We start from the raw sequence: 16,126 nt of genomic DNA on the forward strand, positions 1-16,126 counted from the left end.
TCAGGAGGCCGGAAGGGCAAGGCGCTCAATCGTTTGAATGTGACGCGCGAGCAGGCGGCAGGCTTGATCGATATTGCGCGCTCGCAGCGCTTGCAGAATTAGGCGGTGATCCTGACTGGGCCGCGGTCGCCAGCCGCTCGTGCGGGCCATCGCGAACACCAATCGAGAATTTGCAAGCTGCAGTCCGTCGAGACTGGCGAGCAGGCGGGGCATCGCGCAGGGCGCGACGAGGGCCTGATGAAAGGCGCGGTTGGTAGCCTCAAATTCCTGAATGGTCTGCGCATTTTCCCCCTCGATCAGAGCGAGCTCGATGCGTGCCAAATGGTGAGACGTGAGCTTTGGGGCCGCATTGCGCAACGCGACCACTTCGAGCGCGGCGCGCATCTCAGCGATTTCCCTCACTGAATTGGTGTCGAGTGGCGCAACCCGGACCCCGCGACGAGGCTGAGCTACGACAAGGTACTGCGCCTCCAATTGTCGAAAGGCCTCGCGCACCGGAACGTGGCTTGAGTTGAATTCCCGCGCGATGTGATCCTGCCGGAGCGGGGCGTCTGGCTGCAGCGCGCCGTTGATGATGCGCTCGCCGATTGCTTGCGCAATGCGGCCAGTCATGGTTGCGTTCTCTCCGTTCATCATAGATTATCTATCATAAAAACGAATGCATTCGCATCTGGCCTAGGTTAGCATCCCGTAATCAATCACATCATAGATAATATCGGTTATTATCTATGATCCGTCGAAGGTGGGAAAATCAAGATGGACGCGGCTGTGGAGGGCGAGCGGAACGATGGCGCGAGCCGCGCATCGATCCGAAGTGATTGGGAACTAGCGGAGGCCGCAGCGCTCCATGACCTGCCGTTTTCCGACCTGATGTTTCAGGCGCAGTGCGTCCATCGCGAGAACTTCGATCCAAACCACATCGAAACGGCAAGCCTGCTCAGCATCAAGACCGGCGGCTGTCCGGAGGACTGCGGCTACTGCTCGCAGAGCGCACATTACGAAACGGGCCTGAAAGCCACGCGCCTGATGGATCGCGCAAATGTGGTTGCCGCCGCGCAGCGCGCCAAGGCTGCTGGCGCCGCCCGCTTCTGCATGGCCGCAGCCTGGCGCAGTCCGAAAGGCCGCGATCTCGATACTGTCTGCGACATGGTGAGTGCGGTTAAAGATCTTGGCATGGAAACCTGTGCCACACTTGGTATGCTGACATTCAAGCAAGCGACACAACTCGCCAACGCCGGGCTCGACTTCTACAATCATAACGTCGACACTTCAGCCGAATTCTACGGCAAGATCATCTCGACCCGCGCCCTGCAGGACCGCATCGACACGCTTGGACATGCCCGCAGGGCCGGTCTCAAGCTGTGCAGCGGCGGCATTGTCGGGATGGGCGAGTGCACCGCGGACCGACTGGGCATGCTCGTCATGCTCGCCAATCTCGAAAAGCACCCGGAAAGCGTGCCGATCAATCTGTGGAACGAAGTCAAGGGCGTGCCAGTGAACGACACCGCGGAGCGTCCCGATCCGATCGCATTTGCGCGGCTGGTTGCAACCGCCAGGATCATGATGCCAAAGAGCGTGGTGCGGCTCTCCGCCGGACGACAATACATGACCGACGAGGCCCAGGCGCTGTGTTTTTTGGCTGGCGCGAATTCGATCTTCATTGGTGACGTACTTCTGACCACCAAAAACCCGCAAGCCGATTGCGATGCAAACTTGCTCGGTCGGCTCGGCATCAAGTCCTCAGCCAAGTGAAACAGAGCAGTGAGCGCATTGCGCGCAAACTCCAGCAAAGGTGAGCCATGCAAGTCACGTTGATGAAAGGCAAAATCCATCGCGCCTCGGTCACGCAGGCCGATCTGCACTATGAGGGCTCGATATCGATCGATCGCGCGCTATTGGATGCGGCGGGATTTTTGGTCAACGAGCGCGTCGAAATCTACAACATCGAAACCGGAGCACGGTTCGCCACCTACGTCATTGAGGCGCCGGAAGGATCGGGCACCATAGGTCTGAACGGTGCAGCCGCGCGGCTGGCGATGACTGGCGACAAGGTGATCATCGTTGCATATGCCTCTTTCGAGAAGGCGGAAGCCAAGGAGTTCAAGCCTCGCGTTGTGCTGGTTGATCGAGAAAATCGTATTCTGCGGGGCTGAAATGAACGAGGCCAATGTTGGGACCGCTTGGTCTTCGTCTGCCAATTGAGACGTATATGGCCAGCTGACGACGTTAGGAAGTCAACGATGAACTCGATCCACGCCGCGAAGGTGACCGACTATGTCGCGGCCCTGCGCGCCTTAAAAGAAGACGATCGGTTGCGCGGCCTCAAACCGCGCGCGGGCATCGATTTTGCGTCGAACGATTATCTTGCGCTCGCGAGCGCGCCGAGCATGAAAAAGGCCGTCCTGGCTGCTCTCGAGACCGGCACGCCGATCGGAGCCGGCGGGTCGCGGCTGCTGCGCGGCAATTGCGAGGAGCACGAAAGACTTGAGGCCGAAGCAGCGCAGTTCTTCGGCGCAGAGACTGCGCTGTTCTTTGGCGGCGGTTACGTTGCAAATTTTGCCGTCTTGACGACGTTGCCGCAACGAGGCGATTTGCTCGTTCTCGATTCCCTTGTGCACGCGAGTATTCATGAGGGCGCGCGGGCAGCGCGGGCCGATTTCCGCATAAGCGCTCACAACGACCCTGAATCGGTCGAAAACGCGATACGCGATTGGCGTGCGAAAGGCGGAACAGGCCGCGTATGGATTGTGGTCGAAAGCCTCTACAGCATGGACGGCGATTTCGCTCCGCTGGAAGACCTGGTCGCGCTCGCAGACCGGTACGACGCATTCCTGATGGTGGACGAGGCTCATGCGACGGGCGTCTACGGCGAGCAGGGACGAGGGCTCACCGCGCCTTACGGGACGCTCGAAAATCTCCTGGTCGTCCACACCTGCGGCAAGGCGCTCGGTGCTGCCGGAGCGCTTGTTACCGCCTCCGGTGTGCTGCGCGACTTCATGGTCAATCGCTGCCGTCCGTTCATTTTCGCCACCGCGCCCTCACCGCTGATGGCCGTCGCCGTACGCGAGGCACTCTTGATCCTGCAGGAGGAGCCCGAGCGTCAGCAACGCCTGGCCGAGCTGGTCGCGTTCACTCATCGACAGTTGGCTGTGCGCGGTTGGGAAAGTTCATCGATCTCGCAGATCGTGCCATACATCGTTGGCAACAACGCAGGTGCAATGAATCTTGCCTCTGCGCTACAGGCTCGCGGCTTCGACGTCCGCGCAATCCGGCCACCAACCGTGCCGGCAGGAACAGCCCGTTTACGCATTTCGCTGACACTCAATGCGGGGCAGGATGACGTGCGTTCAATGCTCGATGCTCTATTCGAGGAGACGAGAGATGACGCGTTATCAGGTCGGGGTCATGGTGACAGGTGAAGGATCGGACAAACGGCTTCTTGTGTCGGCATCTTTTGGTCGCGAGCTATCAAGAGGCCGATGCTGGCCGAGCCCGATGATGAGATCGAGATCGAACTTTCCGGGCCGCCGGACAATCGGGCACCCGGTCGAATCTTGGCCGAATTTTATGGTCTTCGAATGCCTGCCTCGCTCAATTATCCTGGCAATTTTGCGGGCGTTCGCGAACGACACGGACGTTGCTCGATGTGGCCGGACACCGAAGACCGGCGCTCGTGTGTTAGACAAGTTACCGACGCTGGCGCTGTCCGCACCATTCGCTTTGAACGGCCGAGCCGGATGTGTCAGTGAATAGTCTCCAGGTTGATGATGCAGCTCTTTTCGACGGCGCTGGACGAAATGAACTCGACCACCCAACACGTCACCGCCGTTCAAAGCGTACCGTTCTGCGTCAATTAGGAGACATCCTGCAGCGCGCATGCGCATTCGTCCGATCCGGACAATGTTTGCCTGCCGACGGCAATCTCAACCTGTCACAACGCTTGAAATTCAACTCATGAGAGCGGCCGCGATGCGCCGTGCCTTGACCTTCTATGCGTTTAACCCGTCTGTTGGCATTCGAGCAAGATCCTCTGGTTCAAGGATGGAGCGAAGGCGATGGGCCCCTTGCATGACGATTGCGCGGCCACTGTTGAAATGAGGCGATCCGGAACGCCGTTATAAGCGCGCCGAGCGCCGTTTGCTCGGTTCTGCGCTGGCGCTGATCACCCTGGACCGGCCCCCGATCCTCCACGAGGCAGTGACAGCTCCTGCAAAGTGGCATCCGTTCGCGAATTTCACGGGCGCTGAATGCCCGGAGGACGACGTGAGTACAATGCTCGACCGCTCGGGTCGAGGAGACAGGAGGTGATCGCCGATGAGGCAGCAGCAAATCGTGGTGACTGGCACAGATACCGGGATTGGAAAGACGGTCTTCTGCGCGGGCCTCGCCAATCTTCTTGATGCGACCTATTGGAAGCCAATTCAGGCTGGTCTTGAAGGAGAGACCGATGCCGAGGTCGTCGCGCGGCTTGGCGGCCTTGCGTCCGATCGCATCGTGACGGAGCTCTACCGCCTGCGCACGCCCGCTTCACCGCACCTTTCTGCGGAGATCGACGAAGTTCGCATCAACACGGACACGCTCGATGTGCCGGACGCCGGAGGGCGGCCGCTCGTGATCGAGGGCGCCGGCGGGCTGATGGTACCGCTGAGTAGCGGTACACTTTACATTGACATTTTCGAGCGATGGCGGCTTCCAGTCGTGATCTGCGCGAGCACCGCGTTAGGAACGATTAATCACTCGTTGCTCTCCATCGAGGCTCTGCGAAAGCGTCAAATCGACATTCTCGGAATAGCCTTCATTGGCGAGAAGAACTCGGAAGCTGTGAGGGCGATTTGCGAAATTGGCCGGGTGCGTTGGTTAGGACGCTTGCCCTGGATCGCTCCCCTGTCGCCAGACACACTGCAGGCTGCGTTCAACGCCTCATTCCGTCGAGATGATTTCGCGCCATGATGCCAAGGAAGCGGTCGCCGATCTGGCATCCATTCACGCAACACGCGCTTCAGGACGAGATGACAAGGATCGTACGTGGTGATGGGGCTTATCTCCACACCGCGGACGGGCGCCGCATCATTGATGCAATCTCCTCCTGGTGGGTTGTAACCCATGGCCATTGCCATCCGCATATCGTCGGCGCGATCCAGGAGCAGGCCGGCAAGCTCAACCAAATTATCTTTGCCGGGTATACTCATGATCCGGCCGAGGAGGTTGCAGCGCTGCTGCTAAAGGTCACGCCGCCCGGTCTTGACCATGTCTTCTTCTCCGACAGTGGCTCAGCCAGCGTGGAAGTCGCGTTAAAGATGGCGCTCGGCTACTGGCACAATATAGGCAAACAGCGAACACGCATCGTCGTGATGCAGCATTCCTATCACGGCGATACGGTTGGGGCGATGTCGGTAGGGAGCCGCGGCGTATTCAACGCGCCCTACGAGCCTGTGCTGTTCGACGTCACTTCGGTTCCGTTCCCGGTAAGAGGCCGTGAACAGGCAACGCTCGACGCGCTCGAGTCCGCATGTCGAAATGAGATGCCCGCAGCGTTCATTGTCGAGCCTCTCATATTGGGGGCAGGCGGGATGCTGATGTACCCCGCCTGGGTGCTCAAAGAGATGAAGCGGATCTGCGAGGCATCAGGGGTTCTGTTCATTGCTGACGAGGTCATGACGGGCTGGGGCCGCACCGGCTCGCTGTTCGCCTGCCAGCAGGCGAACATCACGCCTGATATCGTCTGCTATTCAAAGGGCATTACTGGTGGTGCGCTTCCACTCGCGGTCACACTCTGCCGCGGCGATATTTTTGATGCGCATTATTCGAAAGACCGTACGCGTACGTTCTTTCACTCGAGCTCATATACCGCAAATCCTCTGGCCTGTGCTGCCGCTAAGGCCAATCTGGATCTATGGCAAGATAGGGAAGCGCGCCGGCGGGTGGCGGCGCTGGCGACGATGCAAGAGGAGGCAATCGAGCCATTCCGCCTCGACCCGCGCTTTGAAGGCATCCGTCGTACGGGCACCATTACCGCACTCGATCTCAAAACCGGCGACGCTGGCTATCTCGCCGACATCGGTCCAAAGCTTCAGGCTTTCTTCAAGGGGCGAAACCTGCTGTTGCGGCCGCTCGGCAATACGATCTACGTGATGCCGCCATACTGCATCACAAAGACGGACCTCGACGAGATATACGCGGCCATCAGGGATGCTGCCGATGCGCTGGCTTGCGCCAATCGATCCCGGGCAACAGATAGCTCAACTGCGCCGGAGAGATCGTTACCGATTCAGCGGCGACCGATGGCCAGATGAACTTTCCTGTCTCGAGGCTTTTGGTAACCAGGTATGCTCCCCGGTCATGGTGCGTCGGCTCCGGGAGTTGCACCCGGAGCCGCTCTCCGAACCGTAGTGACGCTCTCACGTCATACGGCTCTCAACAAGTAACGAAGCAGAACTCAACATCGTCCAATGAGCGAACAGCTTCGGCCTACGGCAGCGGATTAATCTGAGCGAGGTGGAGGCTCGAAGCATGCCAGCTGGCTGAACATGGTGGAGATTGAGGTCGGCGTGCTGCGCAGCCAATGCCTCGACAGGCGCATTGGGGATCGCCGACAGCTCATATCCTCGTTCTATGTTGGTTTGTCTTCCGTCGTTAGTGCTGCACACATGACGGATCGGTCAAACAAAAAAATAAGTCGCAGATGCCGTCCAACGGGTTGTCCGCGCATTGAGGATATGACGTATCGGCTACCTGCACCTTGGTGGTGACCGGTTGGGCGGAAACCTCAGCAACAAAGGTCGGCACCGCCGCCGTTCCAAGCGCGAGGGCGCTCGCAGTCACAATGACGAATTTTTTCATTCTAGAGTCGCTTCCCTAGGTTGGCCCCAGCCGTCCACCACGTCTATATGACCGCAGCGCAAGTGGTAAAATTGATTCTCTTGATTGGGTCCATCTACGGAATGGATAAGTCCGGATATCTCGGCAGGACCTCGCCTTAGGTCAATCGGAGTCAGCCGCCCACGTCATAATCGAGGTCACACGCTCGGTCGCGTCGTCCTTCGCGAGACCGTCGCATGCAATCGCGATATCGGCTTTCGTCGGTCGAACCGTGATCGGCATGGCACTGCTGCTGCTGGAAGCGGCAGCGGGCATCTGGCAATACGTCCGAGCAGACCGTGGCGTCGTCCGCCGCGTGCGTCGCGAATGATCAGGCCGGATCAACCCGGTCACCACGTCTGGCGATCGTACCAATCGCTCACCTCTTTGCGGGCCTGATCCTTTGCGTAGCCATAACGCTCCTGCAGGAGCCCTTCGAGTTGGTCCTGCCTGCCTGCAATCATATCGAGATCGTCGTCCGTCAGCTTGCCCCACTGCTCCTTGACCTTGCCTTTCACCTGTTTCCAATTTCCCTCGACTCGATTCCAGTCCATCGCAGCTCTCCTTGAACGGCCAAAACCGACCAACCGACTTATGAGCGCTTCGTTCCGCGCCGACGTCGCACCGGGAATTCGCACGTCTGGGCTCGCGAACCGCGAAAATAGGAACGTGGCTGCTCCGCACGGGTTGGAGCAGCACAAGCTTACGTCCAACCCGCGGAGCAACCTTATGTCGTAGCAAGCTCTCAGCGCCCCCTTCCTCGACATCTACGAGGCCGAAAGCAGATAAGATATAAGCGGCGCTGCCGGGCTTGGCGTGACGCACTTACAAAGCTTGCCATCACCGCGCTCAAAGCCTGGGCTGCATAACTGGGCTGCATAAGAAGGCACCCGATGAAGCGAACCGTTTTGGCAATGGCCGTCGTCGGCCTGCTGACCTCGACTGCGCTGGCGCAGTCGGTCGGTGAAAGGGCCGGCGTCAACTCCGTCCTCGGTGTTGCGCCGAAGACCGAGGATTTCATCAAGCGAGGAGTTCATCAAGGAAGCCGCTATGAGCGACATTCTGGAGATCGAGGCAGCGAAGGTCGCCCAGCAGAAGGGCAATCCAACGGAGAAGAAGTTCGCCGAACAAATGATCACCGATCACACCAAGATGAGCCGGGAGCTGAAACAGCTCGTCAATGGTGAGATGAAATCCGCGTTGCCGACAGGCCTGGATGACAGCTCGGAAAAGAAGCTGGATCGGCCGCGCAACGCAAAGCCGGACGACTTCGCCAGCGAATACGATCCGGCGCGGGTTAGTGCGCACAAGGACGCGGTCTCCCTGTTTGAGCGCTATTCCAAGGGCGGTGACGATCCGAAATTGAAAGACTGGGCCGGCAAGACTCTGCCAGCGCCATCTGGAGTTGGCACAGGACATGGACAAGAGCCGGAAGTGACGGTGTCATTTCTGGCCCTCGCGACTATGGTCTGAAGTCGTTTCGCGCATACGACCTGCGACCTGAGCGATCGGACGCAAAGACGAATGACGACGACGTAAGCGGCGATCGTTCGAGGACCGCGGTCCGGATTGCAGACCGATGTTCGATGGGAACGCGATTCACCGGGTTTGCGGAACAGTGCGACGACCTGTTCCGCCCATGCCACAGCATCTGCCGCGGGCCGCGACGGGAGCGCGCGGCATTCAGATTGGGGGGGCTTCCATTCTTGCTTGCTGCTGACCGTTTCGTCTGAAGCCATGGCGGCAGAGAGACGAGGCTGTTGCTACAGCCGAAATGCAAACGCATTTCACGAAGCCTACATTCGCGACGACCTGGACGCCGTGGTAGCGAAATTGCCGAGAACGCGGTGAGAGTGACAGCCAGCCGCATATTTAGGTCCGAGACGCCATATGCCGAAGCTTCAGCGATGCTCTCAAGCTCGGACTGCACGCCTATTCGGCTCAAGAAGTAATCTGGTGCTCCGAGGGCATCTACGTCACAAGTGCCCTGAGGCTCATACCGGCGTCGCGTGCCGGCAAACCTTGGTATAGCATTTGCAACCCCTTCGATATCGCTCGTTAACCTCCGTAGAATTGAGCCGCTGCCCGTCTTGTTGTTTGTACGTTTGACGTCGAAGTTCGATCATTCGAAGACAGTCGGTGGTCGGCTTCGGCAGACTTGATACGTTTGCTTGGAAGTTGTTGCCTGCCATTGAGGCGTGAGGACGAGTCTAATGGAAACGCGTGAGCCCATCGCCCTGTCTGATGTGCATCGGCACATTGTTTCGTTCCTGCAGAAGACGGATCCGGTGATCCTGGACATCGGTTGTTACGACGGAGCCGACTCGTTACGCTTTCTTCGGCTTTGCCCGGAAGCTCAGCTCTATTGCTTCGAGCCGGATCCTCGGGCGATTGCCCGCTTCAAGATGAACATGGGTCTCCATCTTGCGAAGGTGCCTCTGTTCGAGATCGCGATCAGCGATCATAACGGCAGGGTCGACTTTCATCCAAGCAACGGCGATGGCGAAGCGAAGGATTGGGCTCTCTCCGGCTCGATACGACGACCAAAGAATCACCTTGCCGAGTATGATTGGGTCCGGTTCGACAGCCCGATCTCGGTTGAAACGCGAAGACTGGATGACTGGTGCGCCGAGGCCAATCTGAGCAAGGTTGACTTGATCTGGATGGATGTGCAGGGAGCCGAGGCAGATGTCTTCGCCGGTGGCAGGCAGACGCTGAGCAATACGCGCTTTATCTATACCGAATACAGCGACAAGGAGCTTTACGAAGGACAGCTGACCCTTCAAGCCATGCTAAAGCTTCTCCCTTCATTCGAAGTGGTCGCCCAATATCCTCGCGCGGTGGAGGGTGATGTGTTGCTTAGGAACAAGAGCCTTTAGAGCAGCCGATTCCGCTTCCTTCATGCTGCGGGCCTTGGTCGCCACATTGACAACCATGGTTGGAGCCTGACTGGCCGTCGAATTTGCGTCGGCCTCTTGAATGCGAGCCCAGCGATGGCATTTACCGAGCTTTTCATCAAACGTCCGGTGTTGTCCATCGTCGTCAGCCTCCTGATCCTGCTGACCGGCTTTCGCGCGGCCACTGTTTTGCCGATTCGGCAGTATCCCAAGCTGTCGAACACAGTCGTCAACATCACGACGTCCTATCCGGGCGCTGCCGCCGACATGATCCAGGGGTTCATCACCACGCCCCTGGAGCAGGCGGTCGCTTCCGCCGAGGGCGTCGACTATATTACGTCCTCCTCGGTGCTCGGCACCTCGACGATCCAGGTCTATATCAAGCTCAATTTTGATCCTAACGAGGCGCTCACCGAGGTGCTCTCCAAGGTCAACTCGGTCAGATATTTGATCCCGAAAGAATCGAACGATCCGGTCGTCACCAAGTCGGGCGGTCAGGCCACGGCTGTCATGTATGTCGGCTTCTCCAGCGAGGAACTGACGGCCAGCGCGATCACCGACTATCTCTCTCGGGTGGTGCAACCGATTATGTCGACGGTAGACGGCGTCGCAGCGGCAGACATCCTGGGTGGCCAGAGTTTTGCGATGCGGCTATGGCTCGATCCTGCAAAAATGGCGGGGCGCGGGGTGTCGCCGGCCGACGTTTCGGCTGCAATGTCCGCCAACAACTTCCAGGCCGCGGCCGGCCAGGTCAAGGGCCACTTCAATCTCTTCGATGTCACGGCCAACACTGACCTGCGCAGTGTCGACGACTTCAAGCGCATGGTCGTCAAGGCCAAGGACGGCGGCTTTGTGCGCATGGAGGACATCGCGTCAGTCGAACTTGCCGCGCAGAGCGCTGACGCCAGCGTTGCCATGAATGGCGAACACGCGATTTTCATCGGCGTTCGGGCAAGCCCGCAGGGCAATCCACTGAACATCGTGCGAGGCGTTCGCGCGCTGTTTCCAGAGATCGAGCGCAACTTGCCGCCATCGCTGAAGATGAAGGTCGCCTACGACTCCACCAAGTTCATTCAATCATCGATCGATGAGGTGGAGAAGACGCTCATCGAGGCCGTCGTGATCGTGGTGGTGGTGATCTTCCTGTTCCTGGCCTCGCTGCGGAGCGTCATCATTCCGGTGGTCACCATTCCGCTGTCGCTCATAGGCGTGTGCAGCATGATGCTCGCGCTGGGATTTTCATTCAATCTTTTAACCCTGCTCGCGATGGTGCTTGCGATCGGTCTTGTGGTCGATGACGCGATCGTTGTGGTGGAGAACATTTATCGCCATCTGGAAGACGGCGCTCCGCCCATAGAGGCCGCTACGAAGGGGGCGCGCGAGATTGTCGGCCCCATCGTGTCCATGACGATTACGCTCGCCGCCGTATACGCGCCCATCGGCTTTCTTGGCGGCCTTACCGGTGCGCTGTTCCGCGAATTTGCGTTCACGCTGGCGGGCTCGGTGATCGTGTCCGGCGTGATTGCGCTCACGCTGTCGCCGATGATGTGCTCGGTCTTTCTCACGAGCGCAGAGGAGGGGCGATTTGCAAGGGTTGTGAACCGCACGTTCGGGGCCATGACGCGCTGGTACGGCCGCAAGCTCGACCGCTCGCTCGATTATTCGCCAATTACCGGGCTGTTTGCGCTGACCATGCTGGGCCTGGTCGGCTTTCTCTATCTGCATACGTCCAAGGAACTCGCGCCCGAGGAGGATCAGGGCATCGTCTTCGCACTGACCAAGGCGCCAAAATATGCCAATATCGATTACCTCGACTATTATGGCGCCAAGCTCGACACGGCGTTTAAGAAGTTTCCCGAGACCGACTTGCGCTTCATGCTCAACGGTATCAATGGGTCGCAGGCCGGCTTGGCCGGCATGTTGCTCAAGCCTTGGGACGAGCGCAAGCGATCATCGATCGCGCTCAAGTCGCAAGTCCAGGCCGAGCTGTCCAAAATCGAAGGTGTCAACGCATTTGCCTTTAGCTTGCCGCCGCTTCCGGGCGGTTCCGACGGCTTACCGGTGCAGATGGTGATCAACTCGACGCTCGGTTTCCAGTCCGTCTATGAGCAGATGTCGAAGCTGAAGGACGCCGCGCGCAGGAGCGGCCTGTTCGCGGTGAGCGACTCTGACCTCGAGTTCAACCAGCCGGTGGTCCGAATCAAAGTCGATCGATCCAAGGCCAATGATCTTGGCATTACCATGCAGAGTATCGGGAGCGCGCTTGCGACCTTGCTCGGTGGAAACTACGTCAATCGCTTCAACCTGCAGGGCCGCTCCTACCAGGTAATCCCGCAGGTGCCGCGCGAGAGCCGCCTGACGCCGGAAGCGCTCGGCAGTTATTATGTGAAGGCTGCAACGGGTTCGATGGTGCCGCTGTCAACCCTGGTTTCCATCGAGACTGGGACCGATCCGAATGCACTCACCCACTACAATCAGCTGAACTCCGCAACCTTCCAGGCCGTCCCGATGCCCGGCGTCACGATCGGCCAGGCCGTGGACTTCTTGGACGGGGAGGCAAAGAAGTTGCCGGCAGGCTTCAGCCACGACTTCCTTGCTGACGCCCGCCAATATGTCCAGGAGGGTAGCCAACTTCCGATCACTTTTGCATTTGCACTCATCATCATCTTCTTGGTGCTGGCGGCGCAGTTCGAAAGCCTGCGCGATCCCCTTATCATCCTGATCAGCGTGCCGATGGCAATCGTCGGCGCCTTGATCCCGCTATTCTTTGGCGCGGCGACGATGAACATCTACACCCAGGTCGGGCTGTTGACACTGGTCGGGTTGATTTCCAAGCACGGCATCCTGATGGTGCAGTTCGCCAATGAGCTGCAGCTCACGGAGAGGTTAGATCGCCGCTCGGCCATCGAGATGGCGGCGCGCGTCCGACTCCGTCCAATCCTGATGACCACGGCGGCGATGGTGACCGGCCTCGTACCTTTGTTGACCGCAACAGGGGCTGGCGCCGCGAGCCGCTTTTCGATCGGACTCGTGCTGGTCGCGGGCTTATCGATCGGTACGCTGTTCACGCTTTTCGTGCTGCCGGCGGTCTATGTCGCGCTCGCGTCCGACCACCGCGCCGACGCGGCTGACGACCATGCCAAGGACGCCCCCGAGCTTGGCCTCACTGAAGCAGCTGAAGCCCACTTGGCCAAGCCATGATGTTGGCAATTAACCCAGGGTCCGTCCGCTCGATTTCTCCTCGATGTCGGGGACAAATTGAGCGGACCGCGGTGATTTGATCGCACACGATTGCTGCAATTTGTGTTGCGGACGGACAAGAACGATCGTCCGCGACTGACGTGCTCGCTCTCGATCTATCGTTCGGCGGAGGTGCAGGACTACATCACCAAGAGGACGGCCGCGTCAGCGCGCCGGCATGACGAGCGGCGGAAGCCTCCAACGGCTTGGCGGTCCTGCGCGTCGAGATGTGCTGCTCCTGGTGCCGAATTGGGCTGGAATGAGGTGCTCGGCGAAGAATGCGCCTGCGATCCGCCGCTCGGACAGGCGGGATACTGTCCCTTCGCGCGGCCGGATAGAGACAATGGTCGTCGGTCTTAGACCCGGTGAATTGCCGTCGATCCACGGCCACGCAGCTTGCAAGATTGACGTCGCCGGAAAGAGAAAAGAAATGCATCTCCCTGATGAAATGAAGCGGCGTTGCCGTTTCTCCATTAGGTCTTGAAGGAGAATTGTCTACGTCAGACCGACGGCGCTCGGTCGCGAGCTAAAAGTTCTGCAGCTCCAAAATGTCAGACATAAATCGAGAGTCGTCCAACCTTGTGATCCACCGGCACACTATTCGCGCGCGGCAAGTTCAACGATCGTCGCCGTGTCGAGGATTCGACCGGCGAGGTCCTTGATCAGGACCTCGTTGCCGGCTTCGGCGAGTTCGTGGGCCTTGGCTAGAGCTTGCTTTGCTGAAGAAACAACAACTCGAATGGCACCGTTGCCGTTTTTCGAATACACTTGATATGCTACGTCGCTCATCGTCCACTCGCTGACGATGGCTTCTAATGCCTTTCCAGATCAGCGCCTAGTGCAAACGAGCCACAACTCGCAAACCTCCGAAACAAACGCAGAGGGTACGCCTGTCTGCAATTGGTCTCAGGTCCGTCTCCTGGCCGCCCGATAACCAACCGCAAACGCTTAAACGACGGATCATCCGCTTGGTCGCGATATGTGTTGTACGTCGCGCCTGCCTTCTCGATCTGGCAGGCGCATGAGAAGCTTTCCAGGTGCGAAACTGCTTGAGCAGGCACCGTTGCTCAAGCATTCGGTAATGTCTGCGCAAGAAGCTGCTCCGCCGTCTACCGCATCGCCTAAGACAGGTTGATACGGTAAGTCTGCCCCGAGCGTGCGGAGCTCCGTGACATGCACTCCGAAAAGAGGGCGAACAGGGCCGCTTGCGACTGCGTCCTGGCCTTACGTCACCTCCAGCGTGCGGCCATCCTCCCGTCTTGACGCTGATAGGCTTCAGCCGCTCACTGAGCGGATCGATTTGAAAAGTCAATATGATCTCTACTGCCGGATCTGGCAGGGGTGGGCCATCTGCACTTTGGGATACTCTCAAGCCCGTTCGCAGCCAAATGCCACAGTGGTTCGAAGCTTTGAATCGCGACTTGTCGATCGGCAAGCTCCCGAGAGAGCAGAATCTGCGGAGATGATGATGAGAAAGCGATCAGAGCACTATGGAGCTGATGATGAGTGCAATATCCCGCTGAGCAATCTGGATGTAAGCGAAGCCAGGCGGTTTCGAGACGACAGTATATGGGGATGCTTCGAGCGGTTGCGACGGGAAGACCCGGTCCACTACTGTCAGGACAGCCCGTACGGTCCATATTGGTCCCTTACGAAATACCGAGATATCGTAGCCGTCGATACGAACCACAGAGCATTCTCGTCGGAGCGAGGTGTCACTATTGTCGACGTGCCTGATGAACATTGGGCCTCGAGTTTCATCAAGATGGGGCCGCCCAAACACGCCGAGCAGCGCTATACCGTAAGTCCGATATTCGCACCGGAAAACCTGACAAAGCTCGAAAGCTTGATCCGCTCCCGGGTCAGGACGGTCCTGGACGGCTTGCCGCGCAATGACACCTTCAACTGGGTGGACATGGTCTCCATTGAATTGACGACGCAGATGCTCGCTACGCTGTTCGACTTTCCATTTGAAGATCGGCGGCTCTTGACCTATTGGTCGGACGTCGCGGTGGCTACCCCGAAACCAGGCCACGCGATCGACAGCTGGGACAAGCGAAGCACGATTCTATCCGAGTGTCTGAGCTATTTCACCCGACTTTGGAATGAGCGCATTGATGCCGAGCCGCGCCTCGACCTGATTTCTTTGATGGCACACTCGCCGGCTACACGCCATATGGAGCCGAGTGAGTTTCTCGGGAATTTGGTTCTATTGATCGTAGGGGGGAATGACACCACGCGCAATTCGATGACCGGTGGCCTCCTGTTCATGTATCAGAATCCCTCCGAACTGCGAAAGCTACGTGACAATCCCAAGCTGGTGTCGAGCGCTGTGTCCGAGATTATTCGATACCAGACGCCCATCGCCCATATGCGCCGCAACGCTGCGACCGATTGCATCGTAGGTGGGAAAAAAATCAGAAAGGGCGACAAGGTCATCATGTGGTACATCTCTGGCAATCGCGACGAAGAGGTCATCGAGAACGCCAGCAGTTTCGTCATCGACCGCAAGAACGTACGGCAGCATCTCTCGTTCGGATTTGGCATCCATCGCTGCCTTGGTCGACATCTTGCAGAACTGCAGTTGAAAGTCCTTTGGGAAGAGATGTTGAATGCGCGGTTGGAGTTCCAGGTTGTGGGCGAACCCGAGCGTATTGCGTCTAACTTTGTGCACGGCTATTCGACACTCCCTGCGCAAATTGCAGCCTAGTCTGTGATGCTCGGGCTTGAGAGCCGGCACTCAGCACGGCATTCAATCCGGTGTCCTATCCAGGCTCGCCGCCGCACAATGCATTTGATCGGTACTGCATCTTGAGAGCGGGGGCCATCAGACAGGCGCGACGATGACGCTCCGACGCAATTGCAGCGTCGATGGATCGGTATGCTGCGGAGCGTCGTCAGGGAAGGTGCGAGCGAGGAAGAGATCGTCGAGCACAAACAAATTGCAGTCAAAGATTGCTCCGCAGTCGAGCTTCGTCATGAGCGGCCTGAATGAGGGCGTAACGGTTTGAAGACGTCATCTGCCTTGAGATACTGAACCTTAAGGCCTTGGGATGGTCAGGTAGGCGAAGAGCTTGGCGACTTGGGATTAACATATTGGCCGTGTGTCCAGATGATTTGACCCCCAATCG

Annotated in this window: 13 protein-coding genes and 2 pseudogenes; 9 read left to right on the top strand and 6 right to left on the bottom strand. The window is 58.5% G+C overall.

Annotation, left to right across the window (positions count from 1 at the left end; genetic code table 11):
• On the bottom strand, nucleotides 1–633 hold the full coding sequence (locus tag P6U30_RS09895) for a GntR family transcriptional regulator (RefSeq protein WP_407151069.1): 633 nt from the start codon (nucleotides 631–633) through the stop codon (nucleotides 1–3).
• Between the two features lie 123 nt (nucleotides 634–756).
• Here P6U30_RS09895 and bioB point away from each other — a divergent pair, with 123 nt between their 5' ends.
• The 5 genes from bioB (at nucleotide 757) to P6U30_RS09920 (ending at nucleotide 6,293) form a co-directional block, all read left to right on the top strand.
• The gene (bioB, locus tag P6U30_RS09900) at nucleotides 757–1,752 is read left to right on the top strand and encodes a biotin synthase BioB (protein ID WP_407169075.1); all 996 of its coding nucleotides are present in this window, start codon (nucleotides 757–759) and stop codon (nucleotides 1,750–1,752) included.
• A gap of 47 nt (nucleotides 1,753–1,799) precedes the next feature.
• Nucleotides 1,800–2,153, top strand: a complete 354-nt coding sequence (panD, locus tag P6U30_RS09905) for an aspartate 1-decarboxylase (protein WP_280980750.1) — start codon at nucleotides 1,800–1,802, stop codon at nucleotides 2,151–2,153.
• A gap of 87 nt (nucleotides 2,154–2,240) precedes the next feature.
• Nucleotides 2,241–3,419 carry an 8-amino-7-oxononanoate synthase gene (locus tag P6U30_RS09910; protein WP_407151071.1) on the top strand — a complete coding sequence of 393 codons (1,179 nt, stop codon included), beginning with the start codon at nucleotides 2,241–2,243 and terminating at the stop codon, nucleotides 3,417–3,419.
• A gap of 895 nt (nucleotides 3,420–4,314) precedes the next feature.
• On the top strand, nucleotides 4,315–4,950 hold the full coding sequence (gene bioD / locus P6U30_RS09915; protein ID WP_280973369.1) for a dethiobiotin synthase: 636 nt from the start codon (nucleotides 4,315–4,317) through the stop codon (nucleotides 4,948–4,950).
• The gene (locus P6U30_RS09920; RefSeq protein ID WP_280973368.1) at nucleotides 4,947–6,293 is read left to right on the top strand and encodes an adenosylmethionine--8-amino-7-oxononanoate transaminase; all 1,347 of its coding nucleotides are present in this window, start codon (nucleotides 4,947–4,949) and stop codon (nucleotides 6,291–6,293) included. The genes bioD and P6U30_RS09920 overlap by 4 nt, the downstream gene beginning before the upstream one ends.
• Here the strand turns inward: P6U30_RS09920 and P6U30_RS09925 are convergent.
• From P6U30_RS09925 to P6U30_RS09935, 3 genes and pseudogenes are all read right to left on the bottom strand, one after another.
• Nucleotides 6,265–6,402 (bottom strand): annotated as a pseudogene (locus P6U30_RS09925) (hypothetical protein); the annotation flags it as partial. The gene P6U30_RS09920 and the pseudogene P6U30_RS09925 overlap by 29 nt on opposite strands.
• A 231-nt stretch (nucleotides 6,403–6,633) precedes the next feature.
• Nucleotides 6,634–6,840, bottom strand: a complete 207-nt coding sequence (locus tag P6U30_RS09930) for a hypothetical protein (protein ID WP_280973367.1) — start codon at nucleotides 6,838–6,840, stop codon at nucleotides 6,634–6,636.
• 368 nt (nucleotides 6,841–7,208) lie between these two features.
• Nucleotides 7,209–7,412 (bottom strand): CsbD family protein, encoded by a 204-nt coding sequence (locus P6U30_RS09935; RefSeq protein WP_280973365.1) that lies wholly within the window; start codon nucleotides 7,410–7,412, stop codon nucleotides 7,209–7,211.
• Between the two features lie 339 nt (nucleotides 7,413–7,751).
• On the opposite strand from P6U30_RS09935, the pseudogene P6U30_RS09940 reads away from it, so the two are divergent.
• The 3 genes and pseudogenes from P6U30_RS09940 to P6U30_RS09950 all read left to right on the top strand — a co-directional run bounded on the left by P6U30_RS09940 (nucleotide 7,752) and on the right by P6U30_RS09950 (nucleotide 12,956).
• A pseudogene (locus P6U30_RS09940) lies at nucleotides 7,752–8,296 on the top strand (DUF4142 domain-containing protein).
• 775 nt (nucleotides 8,297–9,071) lie between these two features.
• Nucleotides 9,072–9,737, top strand: a complete 666-nt coding sequence (locus P6U30_RS09945) for an FkbM family methyltransferase (RefSeq protein WP_280973364.1) — start codon at nucleotides 9,072–9,074, stop codon at nucleotides 9,735–9,737.
• A gap of 114 nt (nucleotides 9,738–9,851) precedes the next feature.
• Nucleotides 9,852–12,956 (top strand): multidrug efflux RND transporter permease subunit, encoded by a 3,105-nt coding sequence (locus tag P6U30_RS09950; RefSeq protein ID WP_407169076.1) that lies wholly within the window; start codon nucleotides 9,852–9,854, stop codon nucleotides 12,954–12,956.
• Nucleotides 12,957–13,592: 636 nt separating this feature from the next.
• Here the strand turns inward: P6U30_RS09950 and P6U30_RS09955 are convergent.
• Entirely contained in the window at nucleotides 13,593–13,784 is a 192-nt protein-coding gene (locus P6U30_RS09955; RefSeq protein WP_280973362.1) for a hypothetical protein, read from the bottom strand.
• Nucleotides 13,785–14,463: 679 nt separating this feature from the next.
• Here P6U30_RS09955 and P6U30_RS09960 point away from each other — a divergent pair.
• Nucleotides 14,464–15,705: a cytochrome P450 gene (locus P6U30_RS09960; RefSeq protein ID WP_407151075.1), complete on the top strand. Its 1,242-nt coding sequence runs from the start codon at nucleotides 14,464–14,466 to the stop codon at nucleotides 15,703–15,705.
• A 117-nt stretch (nucleotides 15,706–15,822) separates the two neighbouring features.
• Here P6U30_RS09960 and P6U30_RS09965 read toward each other — a convergent pair whose 3' ends face one another.
• Complete coding sequence (locus tag P6U30_RS09965) at nucleotides 15,823–15,975, bottom strand: hypothetical protein (RefSeq protein ID WP_280973360.1); 153 nt, start codon at nucleotides 15,973–15,975, stop codon at nucleotides 15,823–15,825.
• Nucleotides 15,976–16,126: the final 151 nt, after the last annotated feature.

Source organism: Bradyrhizobium sp. ORS 111 (assembly GCF_045571485.1).
GTDB lineage: Bacteria > Pseudomonadota > Alphaproteobacteria > Rhizobiales > Xanthobacteraceae > Bradyrhizobium.